At 72.4% G+C, this 22,053-nt stretch carries 17 protein-coding genes; 5 read left to right on the plus strand and 12 right to left on the minus strand.

Annotated features, from left to right (window positions below):
- The 4 genes from ACFUPX_RS24940 to ACFUPX_RS24955 form a co-directional block, all read right to left on the minus strand.
- The gene (locus tag ACFUPX_RS24940) at positions 1 to 1,146 is read right to left on the minus strand and encodes a FecCD family ABC transporter permease (protein ID WP_383326658.1); all 1,146 of its coding nucleotides are present in this window, start codon (positions 1,144 to 1,146) and stop codon (positions 1 to 3) included.
- A 94-nt stretch (positions 1,147 to 1,240) separates the two neighbouring features.
- Entirely contained in the window at positions 1,241 to 2,506 is a 1,266-nt protein-coding gene (locus ACFUPX_RS24945; protein ID WP_383326661.1) for an MFS transporter, read from the minus strand.
- A complete protein-coding gene (locus tag ACFUPX_RS24950) occupies positions 2,503 to 3,330 on the minus strand; it encodes a Rossmann-like domain-containing protein (RefSeq protein ID WP_383326664.1) in 828 nt (275 codons plus the stop codon). Before ACFUPX_RS24950 ends, ACFUPX_RS24945 begins: the two co-directional genes overlap by 4 nt.
- 61 nt (positions 3,331 to 3,391) lie before the next feature.
- Positions 3,392 to 4,381: a pyridoxal-phosphate dependent enzyme gene (locus ACFUPX_RS24955; protein WP_383326667.1), complete on the minus strand. Its 990-nt coding sequence runs from the start codon at positions 4,379 to 4,381 to the stop codon at positions 3,392 to 3,394.
- Between the two features lie 228 nt (positions 4,382 to 4,609).
- Between ACFUPX_RS24955 and ACFUPX_RS24960 the strand changes: the two genes are divergently transcribed.
- Positions 4,610 to 5,530, plus strand: a complete 921-nt coding sequence (locus ACFUPX_RS24960) for a kinase (protein WP_383326800.1) — start codon at positions 4,610 to 4,612, stop codon at positions 5,528 to 5,530.
- Between the two features lie 350 nt (positions 5,531 to 5,880).
- On the opposite strand, the gene rbsD is transcribed toward ACFUPX_RS24960, so the two are convergent.
- From rbsD to ACFUPX_RS24995, 7 genes are all read right to left on the minus strand, one after another.
- Complete coding sequence (gene rbsD / locus ACFUPX_RS24965; protein ID WP_383326670.1) at positions 5,881 to 6,270, minus strand: D-ribose pyranase; 390 nt, start codon at positions 6,268 to 6,270, stop codon at positions 5,881 to 5,883.
- Positions 6,267 to 7,223 (minus strand): ribokinase, encoded by a 957-nt coding sequence (locus ACFUPX_RS24970; protein ID WP_383326673.1) that lies wholly within the window; start codon positions 7,221 to 7,223, stop codon positions 6,267 to 6,269. The genes rbsD and ACFUPX_RS24970 overlap by 4 nt, the downstream gene beginning before the upstream one ends.
- 73 nt (positions 7,224 to 7,296) lie before the next feature.
- Complete coding sequence (locus tag ACFUPX_RS24975) at positions 7,297 to 9,243, minus strand: substrate-binding domain-containing protein (RefSeq protein ID WP_383326676.1); 1,947 nt, start codon at positions 9,241 to 9,243, stop codon at positions 7,297 to 7,299.
- Complete coding sequence (locus ACFUPX_RS24980; RefSeq protein WP_383326679.1) at positions 9,233 to 10,879, minus strand: sugar ABC transporter ATP-binding protein; 1,647 nt, start codon at positions 10,877 to 10,879, stop codon at positions 9,233 to 9,235. The genes ACFUPX_RS24975 and ACFUPX_RS24980 overlap by 11 nt, the downstream gene beginning before the upstream one ends.
- Positions 10,876 to 11,892, minus strand: coding sequence for a LacI family DNA-binding transcriptional regulator (locus ACFUPX_RS24985; protein ID WP_383326682.1), 1,017 nt, complete (start codon positions 11,890 to 11,892; stop codon positions 10,876 to 10,878). Before ACFUPX_RS24985 ends, ACFUPX_RS24980 begins: the two co-directional genes overlap by 4 nt.
- A 187-nt stretch (positions 11,893 to 12,079) precedes the next feature.
- Positions 12,080 to 13,321: a cytochrome P450 gene (locus ACFUPX_RS24990; protein ID WP_383326685.1), complete on the minus strand. Its 1,242-nt coding sequence runs from the start codon at positions 13,319 to 13,321 to the stop codon at positions 12,080 to 12,082.
- 323 nt (positions 13,322 to 13,644) lie between these two features.
- Positions 13,645 to 14,415 carry an alpha/beta fold hydrolase gene (locus tag ACFUPX_RS24995; protein ID WP_383326803.1) on the minus strand — a complete coding sequence of 257 codons (771 nt, stop codon included), beginning with the start codon at positions 14,413 to 14,415 and terminating at the stop codon, positions 13,645 to 13,647.
- A 199-nt stretch (positions 14,416 to 14,614) separates the two neighbouring features.
- Here ACFUPX_RS24995 and ACFUPX_RS25000 point away from each other — a divergent pair, with 199 nt between their 5' ends.
- The 4 genes from ACFUPX_RS25000 to ACFUPX_RS25015 all read left to right on the plus strand — a co-directional run bounded on the left by ACFUPX_RS25000 (position 14,615) and on the right by ACFUPX_RS25015 (position 19,918).
- Complete coding sequence (locus ACFUPX_RS25000) at positions 14,615 to 16,918, plus strand: GTPase-associated protein 1-related protein (protein ID WP_383326688.1); 2,304 nt, start codon at positions 14,615 to 14,617, stop codon at positions 16,916 to 16,918.
- Positions 16,919 to 17,028: 110 nt separating this feature from the next.
- On the plus strand, positions 17,029 to 17,688 hold the full coding sequence (locus ACFUPX_RS25005; protein ID WP_383326806.1) for a tellurium resistance protein: 660 nt from the start codon (positions 17,029 to 17,031) through the stop codon (positions 17,686 to 17,688).
- Positions 17,685 to 18,566, plus strand: coding sequence for a PP2C family serine/threonine-protein phosphatase (locus tag ACFUPX_RS25010; RefSeq protein ID WP_383326691.1), 882 nt, complete (start codon positions 17,685 to 17,687; stop codon positions 18,564 to 18,566). The genes ACFUPX_RS25005 and ACFUPX_RS25010 overlap by 4 nt, the downstream gene beginning before the upstream one ends.
- The gene (locus tag ACFUPX_RS25015) at positions 18,560 to 19,918 is read left to right on the plus strand and encodes a protein kinase (protein ID WP_383326694.1); all 1,359 of its coding nucleotides are present in this window, start codon (positions 18,560 to 18,562) and stop codon (positions 19,916 to 19,918) included. Before ACFUPX_RS25010 ends, ACFUPX_RS25015 begins: the two co-directional genes overlap by 7 nt.
- Here ACFUPX_RS25015 and ACFUPX_RS25020 read toward each other — a convergent pair.
- The gene (locus ACFUPX_RS25020) at positions 19,915 to 22,053 is read right to left on the minus strand and encodes a hypothetical protein (RefSeq protein WP_383326697.1); all 2,139 of its coding nucleotides are present in this window, start codon (positions 22,051 to 22,053) and stop codon (positions 19,915 to 19,917) included. The two genes, ACFUPX_RS25015 and ACFUPX_RS25020, sit on opposite strands and share 4 nt — an antisense overlap.

Consider the following 22,053-nt stretch of genomic DNA (forward strand, 5'->3'; position numbering starts at 1 on the left):
TCAACGGCCCCCGAACATATAGCCCTTGCGCCGCATCAGCGCGATGAACACCGGCACTCCGACCAGTGCCGTGATGACCCCGAGCGGCAGCTCGCGCGGCGCGACGAGCGTCCGCGACACCAGGTCGACCCAGACCATGAACACCGCTCCGACCAGCGGTGCGACGGCCAGCACCCGCGCATGCGTGGCGCCGACGACCATGCGTACGAGATGGGGCATGACCAGGCCGACGAAGCTGATCGCCCCGCTCACGGCGACCATCACCCCGGTGATGAGGGAGGCGAGGAGCAGGAGGCCCTTGCGGTGCCGGTCGGGGCTGATGCCGAGGCTCGTCGCCGTCTCGTCGCCGAGGGCCAGGACGTCCAGGGCCCGGCTGTAGCGGTGGAGCAATGCGAGACCGAGCAGGACGCAGCCGGCCACGACGGGCAGGGCGCCCCAGCTCGCGGCGCCGAAGCTGCCCATCGTCCAGTACAGGACCATGCTGGTGGCCTCGCTGTCCGGCGCGAAGTAGATGATCACGCTCATCACGGCCTGGAAGCCGAGCGCCATGGCCACGCCCGTCAGGACGAGCCGCAGCGGCGCGAGCCCGCCACCGCGGCTCGCGGAGGCGACGTACACGAGAACGGAAGCGACCAGCGCGCCGATGAACGCTCCCGCCGACACCGCGTAGATGCCGAGTGCCGCGAGGCCGCCGGTGACCGTGACGGCGACCGCCCCGACCGAGGCTCCGGAGGAGACGCCCAGGACGAAGGGATCGGCGAGCGCGTTGCGCACCAGGGCCTGGATGGCGACGCCGACCGCGCTGAGCCCCGCCCCCACAAGTGCCGCAAGCAGCACCCGGGGTGTGCGGATCTGCCAGATGATCTGATACGTCGTCACCTCGTCGGCGTCGATGCTCCCGCCGCTCAGCGCGGCCCACAGCAGCCGGGCGGTGTCGCCCGGCGTGACGACGGCGGAGCCGAGGCCGATGGCCACGACGACGCTGACGAGAAGACCGGCGAACAGCACGGCACAGGCCGCCGCCAGGCCCCCGCGCGAGGCGAGCCGGCTCCGGACGCGGACGCCGTCGGCCGGGGGATCATCCGGCGGAGGTGCGTCGGACACCGGGGCAGGGGCTGCCGTGGGGGAGAGGGCGGGCGGGGGCATGGGGGTGGGCCTTTCGCGTCGGGGCGGAGTCGGGTGGCGCGGGGTCGTTCCGGCGCTGGGTGACGGTGCTGGGTTCCGGTGCGGGGTTGCGGCGCTAGGAGGCGGGCTCCTCCTCCACGGGCCCCGCCCGCAGCACGAACACCGCCGCCACGAGCGCCACGACCACCAGCGCCCCGAAAGCCGCGGCGATCCCCGGGTATCCGGCGAGACCCAGGCCGAGCCCTCCAAGGCCCGCGCCCGCGAAGACCCCGAGGCTCATTCCCGCCGCGTTCACGCTCAGGGCCGCGCCCCGCTGTGTTCCGCAGCGGCGGACGAGCAGGCTGATCACGCAGGCGGCCACGACGGCGTGGCCGGCCGCGTGCAGGGACGTCATCGCGAGGGCGAGCGGCAGCCAGTGGGTGAAGTAGAAGCCCACGACCGAGACGAGCGCGGCGACCAGGCCGATGGCCAGCAACCGCTCGGTGCCGATGCGGGGTTCGGCGGAGTTCGTGACCCGGCCCGTGAGGAGATTGCTCACGAAGAACGACGCGCCGCTGAGCGTCCACACGAACGCGAAGAGCCCGGGGTCGAGCGAGAAACGGTCGTCGTAGTAGGCCGCGAGATAGGAGAGATAGCCCATGAAAACCGCAGTCCGCAGCAGGGCGATGAGCAGCAGCGGCAGCACGCCGGGGATCGCCCCGAGCGCCTTGAACGAGGCCATGTAGCCCAGGCGTTGGGCGTCCTGCCGCACCTCGGCCGGTTTGTTCTTGCCGCGTACGAAGAAGACCGCCGCGAGCAGCAGCGACACGCCGGTCACCGCGAGCAGATCGCCCTGCCAGCCCCAGAACAGCGCGGGCAGTGCGATGACCGGCGCCGCCAGCATCGCCGTCATCGACTGGGTCGCCGTGACGAGCGTCGCCGCGCGCCCCGCGGCCTTCCCGGAACCGAAGCGGTCCGCGGCGGCGGCGGTCAGTGCGGGGTTCAGGACCGACGTACTGGCGCCGACCAGCAGGCAGAAGACGGCCAGCAGGATGAAGTCCCCGCTCGCGCCGAGGGCGGCGGACGCGCCGAGCGCGGCGAGACCACCCGCGGCGGCCCACTCCTTGCGCACCCGGTCGATCAGCGGGGCGAGCGCGGTGCCCACCAACAGGGCGGCGAGACCGCCGAGTCCGCGCAGGCCGCCCAGTGTGGCCACGCTGCTGTCGGCGTCCTCGGCCATCGGGACCAGGTACGTGCTGAAGACGGTGAACGGCAGCAGGCCGACCGCGGACGCGACCAGGACGGGCCACAGCGTTCGGGCCATCCGCAGGTCGCCCGGCAGGGCCTCGTCCGCGTCAGCGGTCCGGGAGGCCGGTTCGGCGCCCTTGGAGTCGACGCTCACGCCGCCTCCTTGTAGCGGTAGAGCGGCGTCTCGTCGGCGCTGAACTGCGAGAACGCGAACGGCTCCGCGGAGAGGCCGGTGACCCCGGCGGGCAGGAACGCGCGCGCCACGGCGCTGCCGCTCTGCGCGTACACCACCAGCGGCACCCCGTGCTCGCGGCAGTGCGCGAGGATCAGGTCGAAGGTGCCGTTGCTCAGCGTCATGCCGGTGGCGACCACGGCGTCGGCTTCCTTCAGGACCTCCGTCATGTCGTCGGTGATCCGGTCGCCCCACTGGGTCGTACGGAGATTGAGATCGCAGGGCAGACAGACACCGCCCCGCTCACGTATCGCCGCGACGAGAGGGTTGACCACGCCGATGAGCGCCACCTTCGCGCCCGGCTCGATGTCGAGCAGCCCCGCGATGGCGGCGTCCCGCGCCCGCGCCCGGACCTCCGGGGTGCCGGTGGGCAGCGTGACGCGCTCGGCTTCCGCGGCGTCCCGGTGCGGGCTCACCTGCGCGAGATAGGCGTCGAGCGCGGCGATGCGGACGGGCGTGGACTCGGCGCGCAGCAGCTTGTCGAGGGTGTGGCCCGACGCGTTCTCGCAGAAGTCCGGGGCCAGTTCACCGGCCTCGAACGAGCAGGCGCCGAAGGCCGTGCCGACCCGCAGCAGCAAGTAGTGGTTGTGGTACGTCACTTGGCTGCCCGCGAGGCGGGTGGTGTTGTACAGCCAGAACGCGCTGGTGACGGAGAGGTCCTCGGGGCCGGGGCCGTAGTCGCCCGCCAGGACGGCGTCGATGAGCTCCGCGACGTTGTGGGGCGTGCGCGGCTCGGGGTGTGACATGTGGAGTTCTCTCAAGGTGGTGGTGGAGGGGGAAAAGGTGGTCGAGGAGGTGGTGGCGCGGTCAGGGAAGGTCGGGCCAGGAAGTGGTCGACCAGGGGTGCCTCAGCTCGTCGAGCGAGGTGATCTCGTGCGGCTGCAAGGTGTCGATGTCCGGCGCGTCCGCGTGGTGCGCATAGGCGCTCTCGACATAGCGGTGACCCGTGTCCGCCGCGATGAAGACGTACGTACGGGAATCGTCGCGACGCCTTTCCCAGAGGGCCGTCAGATAGGCGGCCCCGGTGGAGAGACCGGCGAAGATTCCGCTGGTTCTGAGGAGGGAGACCGCGCCGGACACCGCGCAGCCGAAATTCACCCAGTGCACGCGGTCGTACGCCTTGTGCCGGACATTCTCGAATTCGATCGCGCTGCCGATACCGGCGATGATCATGTCCGGGTCGGCCACGCGCTCCGAACCGAAGGTGACGCTGCCGAAGGGCTGCACGCCGACCAGCGCCACATCGCGTCCCGCGTCCCGCAGATAGCCGGCGATGGCGCCGGTCGACGCCCCCGAGCCGACCCCGCCCACCAGGGCGAGCGGGCCCTCGGGGACTTCGGCGTCGATCGTGTCGGCCACGTCGCGGTAGCCGTAGTAGTGAATTCCGTCGTGGTACTGGCGCATCCAGTGGTACGACGGATTGGCCGCGAGTATCTCGGCGATGCGCCGCACTCTCAGCTCCTGGTCGAGCCGGAGATTCTTTGACGGCCGCACCTGTTCCAGCGTGGCGCCGAGGATGTCCAGCTGCACCCGCAGGGTGTGGTCCACGGTCGTGGAACCCACGATGTGGCATTTCATTCCGTAGCGGTGACAGGCGAGTGCCAGGGCCTGTGCGTAGATTCCGCTGGAACTGTCGATGAGGGTGTCGCCGGGTTTCACGGCGCCTGAATCCAGCAGGTGGCGGACCGCCCCCAGGGCCGAATAGATCTTCATCGTCTCGAACCGGAGGCAGACCAGGTCCGGCTCCAGGGATATGAGATCGGGTCTTTTCACCGCTTCGGCTATGTGGTCGTGCATGTCTGGCCTCTGCCCCCTGTGTTCGGTCGCCGAGCCGAGAGCATCACACTAGATGAAAATGATTGTCAAGACGGATAGAGCTGTGGCAGCCTGTGGTTCGCAGGGGGGCGCAGGGGGTGCAGGAGCGATGAGAGGAGATCCGTGAATCTGTCCCAGGAGGCCGGGCCGCGGCCCCGCACGGCGGGCGCGCGAGCGCCCGGAACCGCGGTGGGGGTCGGCGGAACGGGCGTGGGTGCCGCCTTCGGGACCTTCGGCGAGCTGCTTCAGGGCGTGCTGCCGGAGGAGGACGGGGACTTCCTGGTCACGCTGCCCGTCGCGCGCTGGACGATGGCCACGTTCCGGCAGGAACTCCACCCCGAGGCGGGTGTCGACGCCGGCTCCGGGGATGTGGTGGTCCGGCCCGCACGGAAGACCAAGGCGCTCCAACTGGCCCGTACGATCTGCGAGTTGGCGGAACGTCAGACCGGCGTGCGCTCCGGGGGAACCCTCCACGTCAACAGCGTCATCCCCGAGGGCAAGGGTCTGGCGAGCTCTTCCGCCGATCTGGTCGCGACGGCGCGGGCGGTCGGGCAGGCGCTGCGGGTCGAGATGCCGCCGGCCCGGATCGAGCGGCTGCTCGCGGACATCGAGCCCACGGACGGCGTGCTGTACCCGGCGATCGTCGCCTTTCACCACCGCACGGTGCGGCTGCGCGGCATCCTCGGATCGCTCCCGGTCATGGCCGTGGTGGGGATCGACGAGGGCGGTTCGGTCGACACGGTGGACTTCAACCGCATCCCCAAGCCGTTCACCCTGGCCGACCGCCATGAGTACGCCCGCCTGCTCGACCGGCTGGCGTGCGCCGTGCGCCGCCGCGACCTGGCGGAGGTCGGCAGGGTCGCGACCCGCAGCGCGCGGATGAACCAACTCCTGCGCCACAAATGGTCGTTGGAGCCGATGCGGGAGATCTGCCGGGAGGTCGGCGGCCTGGGCGTCGCCGTCGCGCACAGCGGCACGACGCTGGGGATCCTGCTGGACACCCGCGACCCCTCGTACACGCAGCGCGTCAGTGCGGCGGCGCGGGCGTGCGGGGAGCTCGCGGGTGGGGTGACGGTGTACCGGACGCTGAGTTTTCCCGGCGGGGCCGGAATCGCGCATCGTCCGGTTTGACGGACCGGACCGAGCTGGACCGAGCCGAGCCGAGCCGAGCCGGACCGAGCCGGGCCGAGCCGGACCGAGCCGAGCCGGGCCGAGCTGGACCGGGCCGAGCTGGACCGAGCTGGACCGGGCCGAGCTGGACCGAGCTGGACCGGACCGAGCTGGACCGAGCTGGACCGGACCGAGCCAAGCCCGACCGAGCCGGACCGGAACGAGCCGGACGGGACCGGGCCGGGATCGGACCGTGACCGGATCGGACCGGGACCGGGACCGAACCGGACCGGACGGGCCGAACCGGGACGGGGCCGAACCGGGACGGGACCGAACCGAACCGGACCGGACCGTACGGAACGCGGTTCCGCCTAGAAGAACACCCCGCACCGCAGCAGCACATTCGCGTAAGGAGTGGCCTCGCCGGTGCGTACCACCAGGCGGGCCGTCGCCGTGCGCAACTTGAGTTCCTCGTGCGGGATCAGGGTGAGGGGCGTGACGCGGGCGGCCAGGAGACCGGCCGTCGGCGGGTTCGCCTCCCTGACCTCCGCCGCCGCTGTGCCGCCCTCCGTCACGAGCTCGTCGAGCAGCCCGTCCAGCACCTCCGCGAAGGACGGCACCCCGGCCCGGAAGGCGAGGTCGACGACGCGCGGACCCGGCGGTATGGGCATGCCCGCATCGCAGATCAGGACCGTGTCCCCGTGGCCCAACTCGGCCAGGGCGCCGGAGAGATGGCGGTTGAGGATGCCGGTCTTCTTCATGCGGACAGCACCTCGATCTCGGCGGACGTGGGGTACGACTCCTGCGCGCCCCGCCGGGTGACGGAAGCCGCCCCGACGCGCGCCGCGTACGCGGCAGCCGTCGGCAGTTCGTCGCCCAGGCCCAGGCGCCAGGCCAGGGCCGCCGTGAACGCGTCGCCCGCGCCGGTCGTGTCCACCGCGTCCACCTTCGGGCTCGCCACCGTGACGGGGGAGCCTTCGCCGTCCGCCGTCAGGGCGCCCCGAGCGCCCAGGGTGATCACCACCGAGCGGGGGCCGAGGGCCAGCAGCGCCCGCGCCCAGTCCTCGGGGGAGTCCGCGGGGGCCGCGTCGTCGCCCGGGGTGTCCTCGCCCAGGATGTAGCGCGCCTCGTGCTCGTTCACCACCAACGGGTCGCAGGCGGCCAGGACTTCGGAGGGCACGGGAGCCGGTGGTGACGGGTTCAGTACGAAGCGGGTGGTCGTCGGCAGCGTGCGTACGACCTCCGTGACCGTCTCGACGGGGATCTCCAGCTGGGTCGAGACCACCCGGGACGCGGCGAGCAGGCTGCCCGCCGCGCGGATGTCCTCGGGGGTGAGCCGGGCGTTGGCACCCGGCGAGACCACGATGCTGTTGTCGCCCGACGGGTCGACGGTGATCAGCGCGACACCCGTGGGCGCCCCGCCGACCAGGACGCCGACCGTGTCCGCGCCCGCCGCCCGCTGCGAGTCGAGCAGCAGCCGCCCATGGGCGTCGTCGCCGACCCGCGCGAGCAGGGCGGTACGGGCGCCCAGGCGGGCCGCCGCGACCGACTGGTTGGCGCCCTTGCCACCGGGATGCGTGACGAGGTCGGAGCCGAGGACCGTCTCGCCGGGGGCGGGGCGGCGCTCGACGCCGATCACCAGGTCGGCGTTGGCCGACCCGACGACCAGGAGGTCGTACGTGGCGTCGTCGTGGTCGCGATCGCGGGCGTGCATCTGCTGACTCCAGTGTTCGGCCGGTGGGGTGCGGCGCGGTGGGCGGCGGGGGTGGGGCAGGGACACGGCAGGGTCAGGAGAAGTCGGCCACGTTCTTCTTCGTGACCACCTTCACCGGAACCTTGACCATCGTGGCGACGTCCTTGCCGCGCAGCGCCTTCACCGCGTTCCGCACGGCGATCCTGCCCAGCTCCTTCGGCTGCTGCGCCACCGAGGCGTACAGCGAGCCCGACTCGACGGCCTTGAGTCCGTCGGGAGTTCCGTCGAAGCCGACCACCGAGACGGACTTGCCCGCCTTGCCGCCGAGCGCCTTGGCGGCGCCGAGGGCCATCTCGTCGTTCTCGGCGAAGACGCCGTCGATGCCGGGGTTGGACTGCATCAGGTTCGTCATGACGTCCAGGCCCTTGGTGCGGTCGAAGTCCGCGGGCTGGGAGGCGACGACCTTGATGCCGGGGTATGCCTTGATGCCGTCGGCGAAGCCCTTGCCCCGCTCGCGGCTCGCCGACGTGCCCGCGACGCCCTGCAGCGTGACGATCTTGCCCTTGCCGCCCAGCTTCTCCGCGAGGGTCTTCGCGGCCAGCTTGCCGCCCGCCACGTTGTCGGAGGCGACGAGCGTCGCCGCCTTCGCCTTGTTCACACCGCGGTCGGCGGCGATCACCGGGATGTCCGACGTGTTGGCGCCGCGCACCGCCGGGCCCACCGCGTCCGAGTCGACCGGGTTGACGATGATCGACTTCATGCCTTCGCCGGTGAAGTTCTGCAGCTGGTTGGTCTGCTGCGACGCGTCGTTCTGCGCGTCCGTGACCGTGAGGTCGATGCCCGCCTTCTTGGCCTCCGCCTGCGCGCCCTCCTTCATCTGCACGAAGAAGGGGTTGTTGAGGGTGGAGAGCGACATGCCGACCTTCGTCGTCGTGCCGGAAGAGCCGTTGTTGAAGAAGGAGACGCCGCCGATCACGGCCGCCACCAGCACGGCGGCGATCCCGAACTTCAGGATTTGCGGCCCCTTCTTGCCGCCACCGGCCGCGGCCCCGGACGAGGCTCCGGGCGTCGCCCCCGCCTTCCTGCGCACCGTGTCGAGCAGCACGGCGAGCGCGATGACGACGCCGATGACGACCTGCTGCCAGAAGGCTGACACGGAAAGGAGGTTGAGGCCGTTGCGCAGGACCGCCAGGATCAGCGCGCCGATCAGGGTGCCGGACGCCTTGCCGACACCGCCCGCCAGGCTCGCGCCGCCGATGACGACCGCGGCGATCGCGTCCAGCTCGTAACCCTGCGCTGCCTGCGGCTGCGCGGAGACCAGACGGGACGCGAGGACGATGCCCGCGACGGCGGCGAAGAGGCCGGCGAGGCCGTAGATGACGAGCTTCTGCCGCTTGACGCGCAGCCCGGAGAGGCGGGCCGCCTCTTCGTTGCCGCCGATCGCGTACATGGAGCGGCCGATGTACGTACGGCCCAGGATGAGCGCCGTGATCAGACCCATCGCGACCATCACGATGACCGGGACCGGCAGCCAGCCGCCGATCGTGTCACCGAGGTTGGAGACCGAGTCCGGGAACGGGATCGGGCTGCCCTGCGAGATCACCAGGGAGAGGCCGCGGGCCACCGAGAGCATCGCCAACGTGGCGATGAACGGCGGGAGTTTGCCGTACGAGACGAGCAGTCCGTTGACGAATCCGCACGCTATGCCGGTGCCGACGGCCAGGACGACCGCGAGCCAGACCGGGAGCCCCTGCGAAGTCGCCGACCAGGCGAGGACGGTGGCCGAGAGCGCGGCCACCGAGCCGACGGAAAGGTCGATGCCCGCCGAGACGATGACGAAGGTGACGCCGAACGCGAGGATCGCGGTCACGGCGGCCTGTACGCCCACGTTGAGCAGGTTCTGGGTGGTGAGGAAGTCGCCGGACAGCAGCGACATCGCCACCAGGAGGACGACCAGGGCGCTCAGGGCGCCGTTGTCGAGCAGCACGCGGCGCAGACCGGTGGCGCCACCCGCGTTGCTCTTCAGCGTTTCAGTGGCCACGGGAGGCCTTCCTTTCGGTTGTGTCGTCCGTCTGAACTGCCGTGCTGCTGACGGCGAGTGCCATCACCGCGTCCTGCGTGGCGTCGTCCGCCGCGAGTTCGCCCGCGATGCGGCCCTGCGCCATGACGAGCACGCGGTCGCTCATGCCCAGGACCTCGGGCAGATCGCTGGAGATCATCAGGACCGCGTGCCCGGAGGCCGTCAGTTCGTTGATGAGCTGGTAGATCTCGACCTTCGCGCCCACGTCGATGCCGCGGGTCGGCTCGTCGAGGATCAGCACCTTGGTGTCCGCGAGCAGCCACTTGCCGATGACGACCTTCTGCTGGTTGCCGCCGGACAGCGTGCGCACGTGCTGGCCGAGCCCGGCCATCCGCACGCCGAGCTGCTCGGCGATCCGGGCCGCCGCGACGCGCTGCCCCTTGAGGTCCACGAGCCCGGAGCGCGTCGCCGAACGCAGCGTCACCAGGCCGAGGTTCTCCTGCACGGAGGCGTCAAGCAGGAGCCCCTGGCCCTTGCGGTCCTCCGGTACGAGGCCGATCCCTGCGCCCATCGCGGCGATCACGTCATGCCGGGGCAGCCGTTCACCGCGTACGTCGACGGAGCCCGCGTCGTACGGATCGGCGCCGAAGACGGCGCGCGCCACCTCGGTCCGCCCCGCCCCGACGAGCCCCGCGAGGCCGACGACCTCACCGGCCCGCACCTCGAAGCTGACGTCGTGGAAGACTCCGTCACGGGTGAGGCCCTGCACGGTGAGCAACGCGGCGCCGGTGTCCGGGCGTTCGCGCGGGTACTGCTGCTCGATGCTGCGGCCCACCATCAGCCGTACGAGCTCGTCCTCGGCGGTCGACGCGGGCACCTGGTCGACGCTGCGGCCGTCGCGCAGGACGGTGACGCGGTCGCCGAGTGCGGCGATCTCCTCGAGGTGGTGGGTGATGAAGACGACGCCGACGCCGTCCGCGCGCAACTGCCGCACGATCGCGAAGAGTTTGTCGACCTCCTCGCTGGTCAGGACGGCCGTCGGCTCGTCCATGATCAGGACGCGGGCCTCCAGGCTGAGCGCCTTGGCGATCTCCACCATCTGGAGCCGGGCGATGCCGAGTTCACGCACCTTGGCACGCGGCGACACCTGGACGCCGACCCGCTTCAGGAGCTTCTCGGCGGCCTCCTCCATCGCCTTGCGGTCGATCATCCCGAAGCGGCGCGGCTGGCGGCCCAGGAAGATGTTCTCGGCGACGGTGAGGTCGGGTACGAGATTGAACTCCTGGTAGATGGTGGCGATGCCGAGCCGCTCGGCGTCCTGCGCGCCGTGGATGCGGGTTTCCTTCCCGTCCACGAGGATGCGGCCGCTGTCGGGGCGGTAGGCGCCGGAGAGCATCTTGATGAGCGTGCTCTTGCCCGCGCCGTTCTCGCCGAGCAGGACGTGCACCTCGCCGCGGCGCAGGTCGAAGTCGACCGAGTCGAGGGCGACGACGCCGGGGAAGGTCTTGCGGATGCCTTCGATGCGCAGCAGTTCGGCACCCTGCGGCGTCTCGGCCGCGTCGCGCTCTGTGCCGGGCCCTGTACCGGGCTCTGCGTCGTGCTCTGCGCCGGGCGGCAACTCGTCAGGGCTGCTCACGTGGTGCTCCTCGCTGCTCACGCGGTGCTCCTCTGGTCGGTGGGGGACTCGCCGCAGGAGCGGCGTACGACGAGACGGGCGGGCAGGGTGACGGACTGCGGGCGCCTGCCCTCGATCAGGTCGACCAGGGCCTGCACGGCGGCCCGGCCCAGATCGCCGGTCGGCTGGGCGATGGCGGTGATCGGCGGATCGGTGTGCACGAACCACGGGATGTCGTCGAAGGCGGCGAGCGCGATGTCGTGCGGGACGCGCAGGCCGTGCGCGCGGATCGCGTCGAGCGCGCCGAGCGCCATCAGGTTGTCGGCGGCGAAGACGGCGTGCGGCGGCTCGGCCAGCGCGAGGAAGCGCTCGGTGGCGCGGCGCCCGCTGTCGGCCTGGAAGTCGCCCTGCCCGATGTAGTCGTCGGGCAGCGGCAGCCCGTACGCGCCGAGTGCGTCCCGGAAGGCCGCGACGCGCTCGCTGCCGGTGGTGGTGGCCGCGGGCCCCGCGATGATCGCGAGCCTGCGGTGGCCGATGGCGTGCAGGTGGGCGACCAGGTCACGGACGGCGTCACGGCCGTCGGCGCGGACGACGGGGACGTCCACGCCCGGGATCCAGCGGTCCACGAACACCATGGGGGTGCTGGAGCGCGCGGTGTCGAGCATCAGCGGGGAGCCGCCGTCGGTGGGGGAGACAAGCAGCCCGTCGATGCGGCGGTCCAGGAGCGTGCGGACGTGGTGGTCCTGGAGCTCGGGCCGCTCGTCGGCGTTGCCGATGATCACGCTGTAGCCGAGCGCGCGGGCCGCCTCCTCGACGGAGCGGGCCAGGGCCGTGAAGTACGGGTTCAGTACGTCGCTGATGACCAGGCCGAGCGTGCGGGTCTGGGCGGTGCGCAGGGAGCGTGCCACGGCGTTCGGGCGGTAGCCGAGGCTCTCTATCGCGGCGAGGACGCGGGCGCGGGCCCCCGGGCTGACCGAGGGGTGACTGTTCACGACGCGCGAGACCGTGGCGACGGATACGCCTGCCTCGGCCGCGACGTCCTTGATGCTCGCCATCGCCGGTCCACCTCCTTGTGGAATCGATTACACGGAGGATTGGAATCGATTACACGGGTGGGTGGCAAGACCCTGAGGGGGCAGCGAGACCAGATTGTGATGCGGGGTGCTCAGGTGAGCGGCCGGGGCGGAAGCGCCGCCCCGGCCGCTACCGGATCACTTGAAAGGCACCGAACTGCTCCTCGCCTCAGTCCGGCGGTGGGATCTGGACCGGCACCGACTTCAGACCGTTGATGAAGTTGGAGACCAGGCGCTTGGGCGGGCCGGCGAGTCGGGGCGGTGTGGGGTGTGCGGCGCGGAACTCCTCGTACAGAACCCGCAGTTGCAGCCGTGCGAAGTGGGCGCCCAGGCAGACGTGCGGGCCCTCGCCGAAGGAGACGTGGGGGTTGGGGGAGCGGGACAGGTTCAGGCGGTGGGGGTCGGTGAAGACGCGTTCGTCGTGGTTGGCGGAGGCGTGGAAGACCACCACCTTGTCCCCGGCGCGGACGGGCCGTCCGGCCGGCGCCGTGTCCCGGGTGGCCGTGCGGCGGAAGGTGAGCACGGGCGGGTGGTGGCGCAGGAGCTCGTCCACGGTCGTGGCGATCGGCGCCTCGCCCCGCTGGAAGCGGCGGTACTCGTCCGGGTGCTCGGCGAACGCGAGGAGGCCGCCGGGCGCGGCGCTGCGTACGGTGTCGTTGCCCGCGACGGTGAGCAGGAAGAAGAACATCTCCAGCTCGGGGCCGGTCAGTTCGGGGTCCGTCGCGAGGGTGGTCATGATGTCGTCGGCGGGTTCGCGGCGCTTGTGTGCCGCGAGGTCCTGCGCGTAGGCGAACATGTCGCGCAGCATCGCGGGTGAGCGCGGGTTGACGGGCTTGCCGTCCGGGCCGAGGCTCAACTCACCCGCTTCGTCCGGGTCTTGATAGCCGATCACGCGTTGCGTCCAGTGCAGGAGCAGGCCGCGGTCGCTCTCGGGGGCGCCCAGGAGATCGGCGAGATTGAGCAGCGCGTAGTCGTCGGTGACGGCCGTGACGAGATCGCAGGTGCCGTCGGAGTCGCGGGCCCGGTCCGCCGCCGTCGCGAGGAGGGTGCGGGCCCGCTCGCGGACCAGGTGCTCGAAGCGCTCCACACGCCTGGGCGTGAAGGCCCGGCTGACCAGCCGCCGCAGCCGGCCGTGGTGCGGGGGGTCCTGGTTGAGCATCATGCGGCGGATGAACGGAAGGTCGTCCGGGTCGGGATCGCGGATCTGGGTGGCGCCCAGGTGCGAGGAGTACGTGGTGGAGTCCCGCAGGACACGGACGACGTCCGCGTGGCGCGTGACCGCCCAGAAGCCGGGGCCCGCCGGCCAGTCGAGCACGCGCGGCTCCTCCTGCCAGGCGACGGGGTGCAGGTCCCGGAGCAGGCGATAGCGGTCGTGCGGGACCCCGGCCGCGTACTGCCGCGGGTCGAACACATCGGGGACCGTGGCGGTCTCATCGCCTCCGGGTGCGGTGATCTGCCTGCTCCTTCCGCTCGGCGTCCGATGCGCGGCGCGCGGCTGTCCTCGTGGGGTGTCGCTGTCCTTGTGGCGTGCGGCTGGACTCGTGACGTACGGCTGTCCTTGCGGCGTTCGGTCGGCCTCTTGGCGAGCTGCCGTCTCTGCGACGTGTCCCTGCCTCCTGACCGGCCGCTGCCCTCATGACGCCCCCTTGCTCGTGCGGCGTGCGGGTGGCGGCCTGGTGCGCCGCTGCCCTCGCGAGGCGCCGCTGGTCTCTCGACGTGCCCCTGCCTCTGCCCTTACCCATCCGCCCGCAGGAACTCCTCCACGGCGCTGACGAGTGCGAGCGGCGTCTCGTCCATCGCGTAGTGGCCCGATTCCGGGAGTTCGGTCAGTTCGCCGCGTGCGTACCAGTGCAGCCATGTCCGGCGCATCAGATCCGCCCCGAGTGCCGGATCCAACGCCCCGACCACCGCGAGCGCCGGGACGGTCGAGCCCTCGATGCGGTCGTGGAAGTCCTCGCGTGCCCAGGAGTCCAGCCAGGCGCGGAAGGCCTTGGTGTCGCTGACGGCGAGGGAGCGCGTCACCATGCGGTCCAGCCAGGCCGCCGGCCGTACCCCGCCGGTGGTGAAGTCGATGATCGCGCGGCGGTTCTCCGGCAGGTGGTCGGCTTCGGAGAACAACTGCCATTGGTCGGCAGGGAGGTCAAGGCCGGACGCCGGTACCGGGGAGACGCCGACCAGTCTGCGGACCCGGTGCGGGGCGATCGCGACGACCCGCTGGGCGACGCTCGCACCCATCGAGTGGCCGATCAGGGAGAACCGCTCCCAGCCGAGGTGATCGGCCAGGCGGACCACATCGGCCGCTCCCTCGGAGGTCGTGTACGCGCCCGAGGCGTCCTTCGCCTCCCCGTAGCCGCGCAGGTCGGCCACCGCGTACCGGAACGAGGTGCGGTCGAGATCCGCGAGCACCGGCGCGTACGCCGAGCGGTCGGCCAGCCAGCCGTGCAGGGCGATCACCCGGTGCGGCCCGTCGCCCAGCAGGGCATGGGGAAGCGTGAAGGAGGCCACGTCGACTCCGATCAGCGTCAGCGTCAGGAAGGGCCGCCCGTTGGGGCCCGCGCCCCACCGTGGCCCCAACGCACCCGCACCGCAAGGGCGCGCGGCGTCAACCGGCTGCGGGGCACGGGGGAGTCAGGTGAATCCCCGTGAATAGGGGAAACTTGGCGGACGGCCTGCGACGGGGGCACGCGGTTGGTCAGAATGTGGCATGGCCATCCGTCGCCTCAGCTACCGGCTCGACGAGGAGCCGGACACCGGAGCCGTCCGTCTGATCCCCGCATCGGCGGGCCCGCAGGAGCAGGAGAAGGAACAGACCCCTGAAGCAGGGGAACAGACTCCCGAATCAACGGAATTGGCCGCGCACGTACTGGCCGTCGGACACCGTCAAGGCCTCAGCCGCAGCAGACTCCCGGACGGCGGCGGCCTTCTGTGCAGCACGGACTGCAGCACGGGCCGCGGCACGGACCGCGGCACGGACCCCAGCGCAGACGCCGAGCTTCGCGTCGACGTCTCGTACGCGCAGAGCACCGAAGAACTGCCCCTGCCCTCAACCGATGTGCGGCCCGAAGACCTGACCGCCTTCGCCCGCGAACACGCCCCCCGCGTCGAACCCTTCCTCGCCGATGTGCGTCGTCTGTTCGACGAGCGGGCCGGACGGCAGATCGTCGTCGCCGAGCACGACCCGCGGACCGTGACCCGCTGGATCACGCTCGCCTGTGCCTCGCTGCCCGATACGTACGCCAAGTCCCTGACGTTCACCACCTGGACCGCCGAACCGCGCCGCGCGCCGCAGCAGATCCTCGGCATCGGCCCGGACGCGGACTTCGACCGGTTCGACGGGCCGACGCTCGACCACTTCTACCGCGTGCACGACGGGGTCGGCGGCCAGGGCAGCACGCCGACGCACGACACCTGGGCCGAGGTGACCGCCCGGCAGTGGATCGAGGGGCCACCGCCCCGGCCGGGCCCCGACGACGACCCGTTCGCGCTGACCCGCCCGACCCTCGACGTACGGCAGCTCGCCGCGATGTCCGACGGCGCCCGCCGTGACATCGCCCGCGCCCACGCCGCGTCATTGGCGCAGGAGAGCGCGGGCAGTGCGGTCGTCGACGAGCTGGCGCTCTGCCAGGCGCTCGGCGCCGAGGACCGCACGGCGGCCGAGCCCCTGGCCCTCGCCCTGGTCCGGCACTACGTATCCGTCGCCGAGGACCAGGAGACGCTGCCCGACCTGGCTGCCTGCGAACGGCTCCCGCTGAGCGCCGACGCCTGGCTGCGGCTGCGCGGCGAGTTCGGCGCGCGCGCCGACGACGCGCTGCGGCGCAGGCTGCGCTCGTCCGTCGGCACCTGGACCGAGCCGCTACGGCTCGCGCTCGCCATGGGCGCGGACGCGGGGCCGGGGCTCGAAGAGGCCATGGAGCGGCTCGCGGGGGCGCTGCTCAACCCCGGGCGGCGCGAGTGCGCCCAGGCCGTCGAGGTCCTGGAGGCGATCGGCCACACGGGACTGAACCGGCGGGTCCTGCGGCTGCTCGCCGGGAGGATGACCGACCAGCAGCTCTACAAGCTGCGCGACCTCGCCAACTCGACGCAGGGGGAGTGGCTGCGGCGGCACGTCGAGGCCGGTGAGGCGCCCCCGCCCCTGCGGCTCGTCGAGGCCGCCGCCCGCTGGCAGCGGCAGCCGCACTGCCTGCGCGGCGCCCGGCTCTTCGCCGCGCTCGCCGAACTGCTCCCGGGCGGCCGGGTGGAGGACGCGGCGACGGTGAAGCTGCTGTGGCGTCTGGTGTGGGGCGGCTCCCAGCCCGACAGCGCCGCCGTGGCGGAGCTCGTCCGCGTGTGCCCGACGCGGCTGATCGTCGAGGCGGGCTTCGGCATCCGTCTCGTGGTCCGGCTCAGGTCCCCGCAGCGGGTCGACTCCGAGCTGGTCGACTTCGCCCGGGACCTGCGGGCGGAGGACCAGCTCAACAAGGTGGAGCGGGCCACGATCAAACTCCTCGTCGCGGCCCAGGACTTCGCCGAGGGACGGCTGCCCCTGCGCCCGGCCGTCGAGCGCATCCGCGACCAGAGCGAGCGTGCCCTGCCGCTCAGCGACGCTCTGCGGGAAGGGACCGGCGCCTGGATAGGGCGGGGGTTCGCCGGGGCGCCGCCCGTCGAGCTGTGCCACCGTCCCGCCCTGGACTTCCTGATGAGGACGGGTGAGGACGTCCTGGCGCCCTATCGCGAGATGCTCCTCGACGAGGACGTACGGGAACGCCTGATCCGTGAACTGCCCCGCAGGCCCGCGGAGATCGCCGCCCTCTACCACATCTGGCGCCCCCGGCAGGGGCGGCAGATCACGACGGCCTGGCAGCGGGTCGCCGACGAACTGCTCACCCGCGTCCTCGCCCCCGTGGTGCCGCACCTGGACGACTGGACGCTGGGCGAGATCGCCACGGAGATCGCCCGGCAGCCGCACGGGCGGGGCCCGGGACGGGTCCAGGAATGGAACGCCTGGCGCAGCAGACAGGCGCCCCTGTAAGCCCCTGAGTACACCCACAGACGCGCGAGAGGACCAGCGTGAGGAAGACCAGCGACACCAGTGTGACCGTCGAGGCCGACAGCGCCGCCGACAACTTCCCCGGCGGAAGCATGGCCAACCGGCCCGTCCACTTCATCTGGATGCTCGACTGCTCGGGCTCCATGGGCGTGAACGGCAAGATCGGCGAACTGAACTTCGCCATCCGCGAGGCCATCCCCGAGATGCAGCAGGCCGCCGAGTCCAACCCGGCCGCCTCCCTGCTCGTACGCGCCATCTCCTTTGCCAGCGGCGCCAGTTGGCACGTGAGCGAGCCGACCCCGGTGGACCGCTTCGCCTGGGACGACGTGCACACGTACGGCGGCACCGACATGGGCGCGGCGTTCAAGCTCGCGGCGGGCGCGCTGCAGACCCCGCCGATGCCGCAGCGCGCACTGCCCCCGGTGCTCGCGCTCGCCTCCGACGGGCAGCCCACCGACGACTGGCGCGCGGGCCTGCGCGAGATCGACGCGACGCCGTGGGGCAAGCGTGCCGTGCGGGTCGCGGTGGCCATCGGGGACGACGCGGACAAGAGCATGCTCAAGGAGTTCCTCGGCAACCCCGAGCTCGAACCCCTGCAGGCCAAGAACCCCCGCCAGCTCGCCGCCGCCATCCGCTGGATGTCGACGGCCGTGGTGAAGGACGCGTCGACGCCGAAGGTCGAGGACGCCAGGCCCGCGTCGCCGCTCGGACCGGCGCCGCTGACCAAGGGCGACGAAGACGACATCTGGTGAGCGGGCCATCGACACCGGCGCGGACAGAGGCCGCGACCGGCGGCTGGGCCATCGTCGGCGCCACGGTCAAGGGCGTCGGCAAGAAGTACAGCCAGGACAGCTGCGACACCCTCTCCGTCGCCCAGGGGCGCGCGGCCGTGCTCACGGTGGCCGACGGGCACGGTTCTGCCGCGCACTTCCGCAGCGACCTCGGGTCCCGGTGGGCCGTCGAGGAGTTCACCGCGTGCGCGGAGGGCTTCGCGCGGGAAGTGGTGCGTGTCGGCGCCGACGCCACGGGCTGGACGGGGCTGCGCGCCGAGGCCCGCAGGCTGCCGCAGCAGGTGGCGCACCGCTGGCGTGAGCGCGCGCTGCTGCACGACTGCAACTCCCCGGCGAGCGGCGGGCCCCGGCTGCCGGGCGGCGCGGGTGGCGGCGGGCCCGACCTCGCCGTGTACGGCAGCACCCTCATCGGTGCCGTACTGACCGAACGCATGCTGTTCTGCTGGCAGTTGGGCGACGGTGACATCGTCCTCGTGGACGCGGACGGCGTCCCGCACACACCGCTCTCGACGGGGCCCGACATGGGGGACGAGACGGACTCGCTGTGCGAGCCGGAGCCGTGGCGCAAGATGCGCACGCACTGGCAGCCGTTCACCGCGGGCGCGCCGCCCGCCGTGCTCATCTCCACCGACGGGCTCTCCAAGAGCTTCGCCGACCACCAGGGGTTCCTGGACTTCGCCACCGGCGTCACCGAGCGCGCCGCGGACCAGGGCGTGCCCGCGGTGCAGGCGCAGCTCGCGGACTGGCTCGAGCGCGCCGCCAAGTACTCCGGTGACGACACGACGTTCGTGGGCGCCTTCGCGGCCACGGCGAAAGCTGAGAAAGGAAGCGCATGGTGAACGGCATGCTCGCCGCCGGAAAGACCCTGGTGGCCGAGTCGGGGGAGAAGGTCACGGTGGCCGAGCTCTTCGGCTCCGGCGGCCAGGGCGAGGTCTACCGCGTGACGACGCCGCAGGGCGATCGCGCGCTGAAGTGGTACTACCCGCAGCTGGCCGACGCCCGCCAGCGGCAGATCCTCGAAGGGCTCATCGCACGCGGCTGGAGCGACGACCGCTTCCTCTGGCCGACCGCCATAGTCCTCGACCCGGAGGGCCCCAGGAGCGGCGCGCCCGGCTTCGGCTATCTGATGGACGTACGCCCCTCGCGCTTCCAGGACCTGCCCGCGCTGTTCCGCCGCGACCCCTCGGTGTCCGCCGCGACGATGCGCACGCTGGTCACCGTCGCGCTGCACACCGTCGAGGCGTACCGGTCGCTGCACTCCAGGGGCATCGCCTACCGCGACATCAACTGGGGCAACATCTTCTTCGACCCGCGCACCGGGGACGTCCTGGTGTGCGACAACGACAACGCGGTGGTGGAGGGCGAGTCCGCCGCCGTCGCGGGGACCATGGACTTCATGGCGCCCGAGCTGGTCCGGCGCGACAAGGGGGCCCAGCCGGGCACCCAGACCGACCTGCACTCCCTCGCCGTCCTGCTCTTCCTGCTCCTCATGAACGACCACCCGTTCAACGGCGCGCAGGCCCTGCAGATCCGCTGCATGGACGAGGCCGCCAAACGCCGTCTCTACGGCACCGATCCGGTCTTCGTCTACGACCCCTCCGACACCCGCAACCGCCCTGTGCCCGGCGAGCAGCCGACCGTGGTCGCCACCTGGGGCGCGCTGCCGCCGATCCTGCGCGACCTGTTCGTCCGTACCTTCACGGAGGGGGTACGGACCCCGGTCAAGCGGGTGCGCGAGTCGCAGTGGTGCGACGCCCTGAGCCAGGTCCTGGACGCCATCACCCAGTGCGGCTCGTGCGGCAAGCAGAACCTCACGCAGCCGGACGGAGCGGCCCCCGACTGCTGGAAATGCGGCCGTACGCTGATTCTGCCGCCCCGGCTCGAACTGGTCACCGGTACGGGGACGTCGCGCACCCGGCGCGGCATCAGGCTGGCCCCGAGCGCCCGGGTCTTCGCCCATCACCTGGTCGAGTACCCCGACCGGCACGACTTCCGGGCGGTCGTGGGCGAGGTGACGGCGCATCCCCAGAACCCGGGGAGGTTCGGCCTCACCAACCACACCAAGGACGTGTGGACCGCGCGCAAGGACGACGGGACCGTGCGGGACGTGGAGCCGGGGCGCACGATCGCGCTGCGGGCCGGGCTGCTCCTCGAGTTCGGGGGCGGGGCGGAGGCGGAGGTGCGGGACTAGAAGGCAGGCGGAGGCGCGGGATTCGAGGGAGGCGCAGGCGCGGGACTTGAGGGAGCCGGAGGCTGCTTCGCGCGCCACCGCCGCCACCACGCCCGCCACCAGGGGTCGGCCACCGGGGGGAGTGCCGGCACCGGTGGCGGCGCGGCCGGCAGCAGGGCCTGCGCGGAGGGCGCCGCGATGGCCACCGCGTCCGGCCGGGGCAAGGCGGTCACGGTGAACCGGCACTCCGCCGGGGAGACCTGGAGCTCCACGGCCCGCCCCGAGACATGCTGGCTGCGGGCCACCCGCCGCTCCCCGCCCCGTACGCCGTCCTCCCAGGAGATCAGCGCGAGCACGGCGGGCTCGGGCCAGTCGAACTGCAGCTCGGCGCGGTCGGCGGCCACCCGCCGCACCTCCAGGTCCCGTACCTCCCCCTGGCGTTCGACGACCACGTTCGGCCCCGAGACGGCACGGTCGCCGAGCACGCTCACGGCCGTCATCCGCAGCCGCTCGCGGGGCGGCGGCAGAACGTCGGCGGAGGTCGGCGCGACACCGTCGGGCGGGGCCAGCCTGCCGACATGCTCGGACACGTCGGCGCCGGGCGGGACGGGGTGCGCGAACCACGGCACCAGGTGGCCCTCGCCGCGCGAAGGCGGCCGCCACGCGATGCGTACGCGGCCGTCGTCGAGGCGCCGGACGCTGAGCTCGTCCACCGGCGAGGGCCAGCGGTCGGCGCGGGCCGTGACGGTGCGCCCCGGCGACCAGACGAGGCGGCCGGTGGGGCCGGGGTAGCCGCAGCGGACCTCGTAGACGTACAGGCCGACGGGGAGCGGTGCGTCCAGGAGCTGGTCGTGCTCGCAGAACACCTGTTGTCCCGGGCCGCTTTCGCCGTCGGCCGTCCGCACGACGGCGACCTCCAGGGCCGAGGGGTCGGGCCGCCACCGCACCCGTACGCCGTCGGGTACGGCTTCGACGCGCAGCTCCGAGACGTCCGGAGTGAGCAGCACCTGCGTGGTGACGCGCGGCACCCCGGCGATGTGGCCCCGGCGCAGCGGGAACACGGCGTAGCGCAGGGGGCGTCCGGTGGGGGGATCGGGGTCGACCGCGGTGCGGGCACTGCCGGCCGAGGAGACCTCGACGGCGTGTTCGGGGGCGCCGTCGGGGTACCGGAGCACGCGGTACGACACCGTGTCCTGGCCGCGGCTCGGGGCGTGCCAGGACAGCCGTACGGTCCGGTCGTCGACGGCGGCCGTCACCTGCGCGTCGGCGGAGGCGAAGGGGTCGTCGGCCAGGAGCGCGGCGACGCGCAGGAGGCCCGCTTGCGCGTCCACGTCGTCGTGGGCCTGCCGCAGGGCCCCGAGCCAGGCTGCCGCCGCGCCACGGAGATCACCCCTGTCGGCCAACTGCGCTGCGGTGTCGGTGAGGTGGTGAACGGACTCGGAGCGGGCGTGGAGGGTGCCGAGCACGGCGGCCAGTACGTGGTCCGCGGGGGCCGGTGGGATCAGCCGCGCGAGCCGCTCGGCCTCGCGCAGCCGGGGGCCCGGCCAGATGTCGGCGAGGGTCTCGGCGGCGTGCCGGGCGGTACCGGCCGCGGGGAAGCGGACGGCGGCGACGGCGTCCACGAGCAGGCCGGCCTCGGCGCGGTGGACGCCGAGGGCCACGGCGTGCGCGGCGGAGGGCGGTGCCTGGTCCGCGGCCCCGTCGCTGAGGCGGCAGCACAGTTCCCACAGCACGAGGCGGCGCAGGCCCATCGGGTCTTCGAGCAGGACGGATTCCAGGACGGCCACGACGGCGGCCGCGTCCAGGGCGCGCGGATGGTCCGATGCGAGCCACCGGGCGCGGCAGTCCTGGACGTAGGCCCGGTCGACCCGCTGCCACAGGCCGCCGCGGGCAGGGAACCACAGGCCGTCCAGGACACGGAACCCGTCGTCGGCCGCCGCCTTCGGCAGGTTGCCGAACAGGGCCTGCGTCGACTGCGCGGGCGACTGTGCGGGTGCGGGAGCGCGGAGGGCGTCGGCCGCGTGCCGGAAGCTCAGTTTCCGCAGGGTCTCGCGCAGCGCCTGGTAGCCGCTCATCGCCGGGGTCGCGGGCAGCGCGGGCAGGGGCAGCCCCGCTCCGTCGTCCGGCGGGCGCTCGCCGGGGTGCCAGTCCGTCAT

Source organism: Streptomyces sp. NPDC057302, assembly GCF_042667685.1.
Classification (GTDB): domain Bacteria; phylum Actinomycetota; class Actinomycetes; order Streptomycetales; family Streptomycetaceae; genus Streptomyces.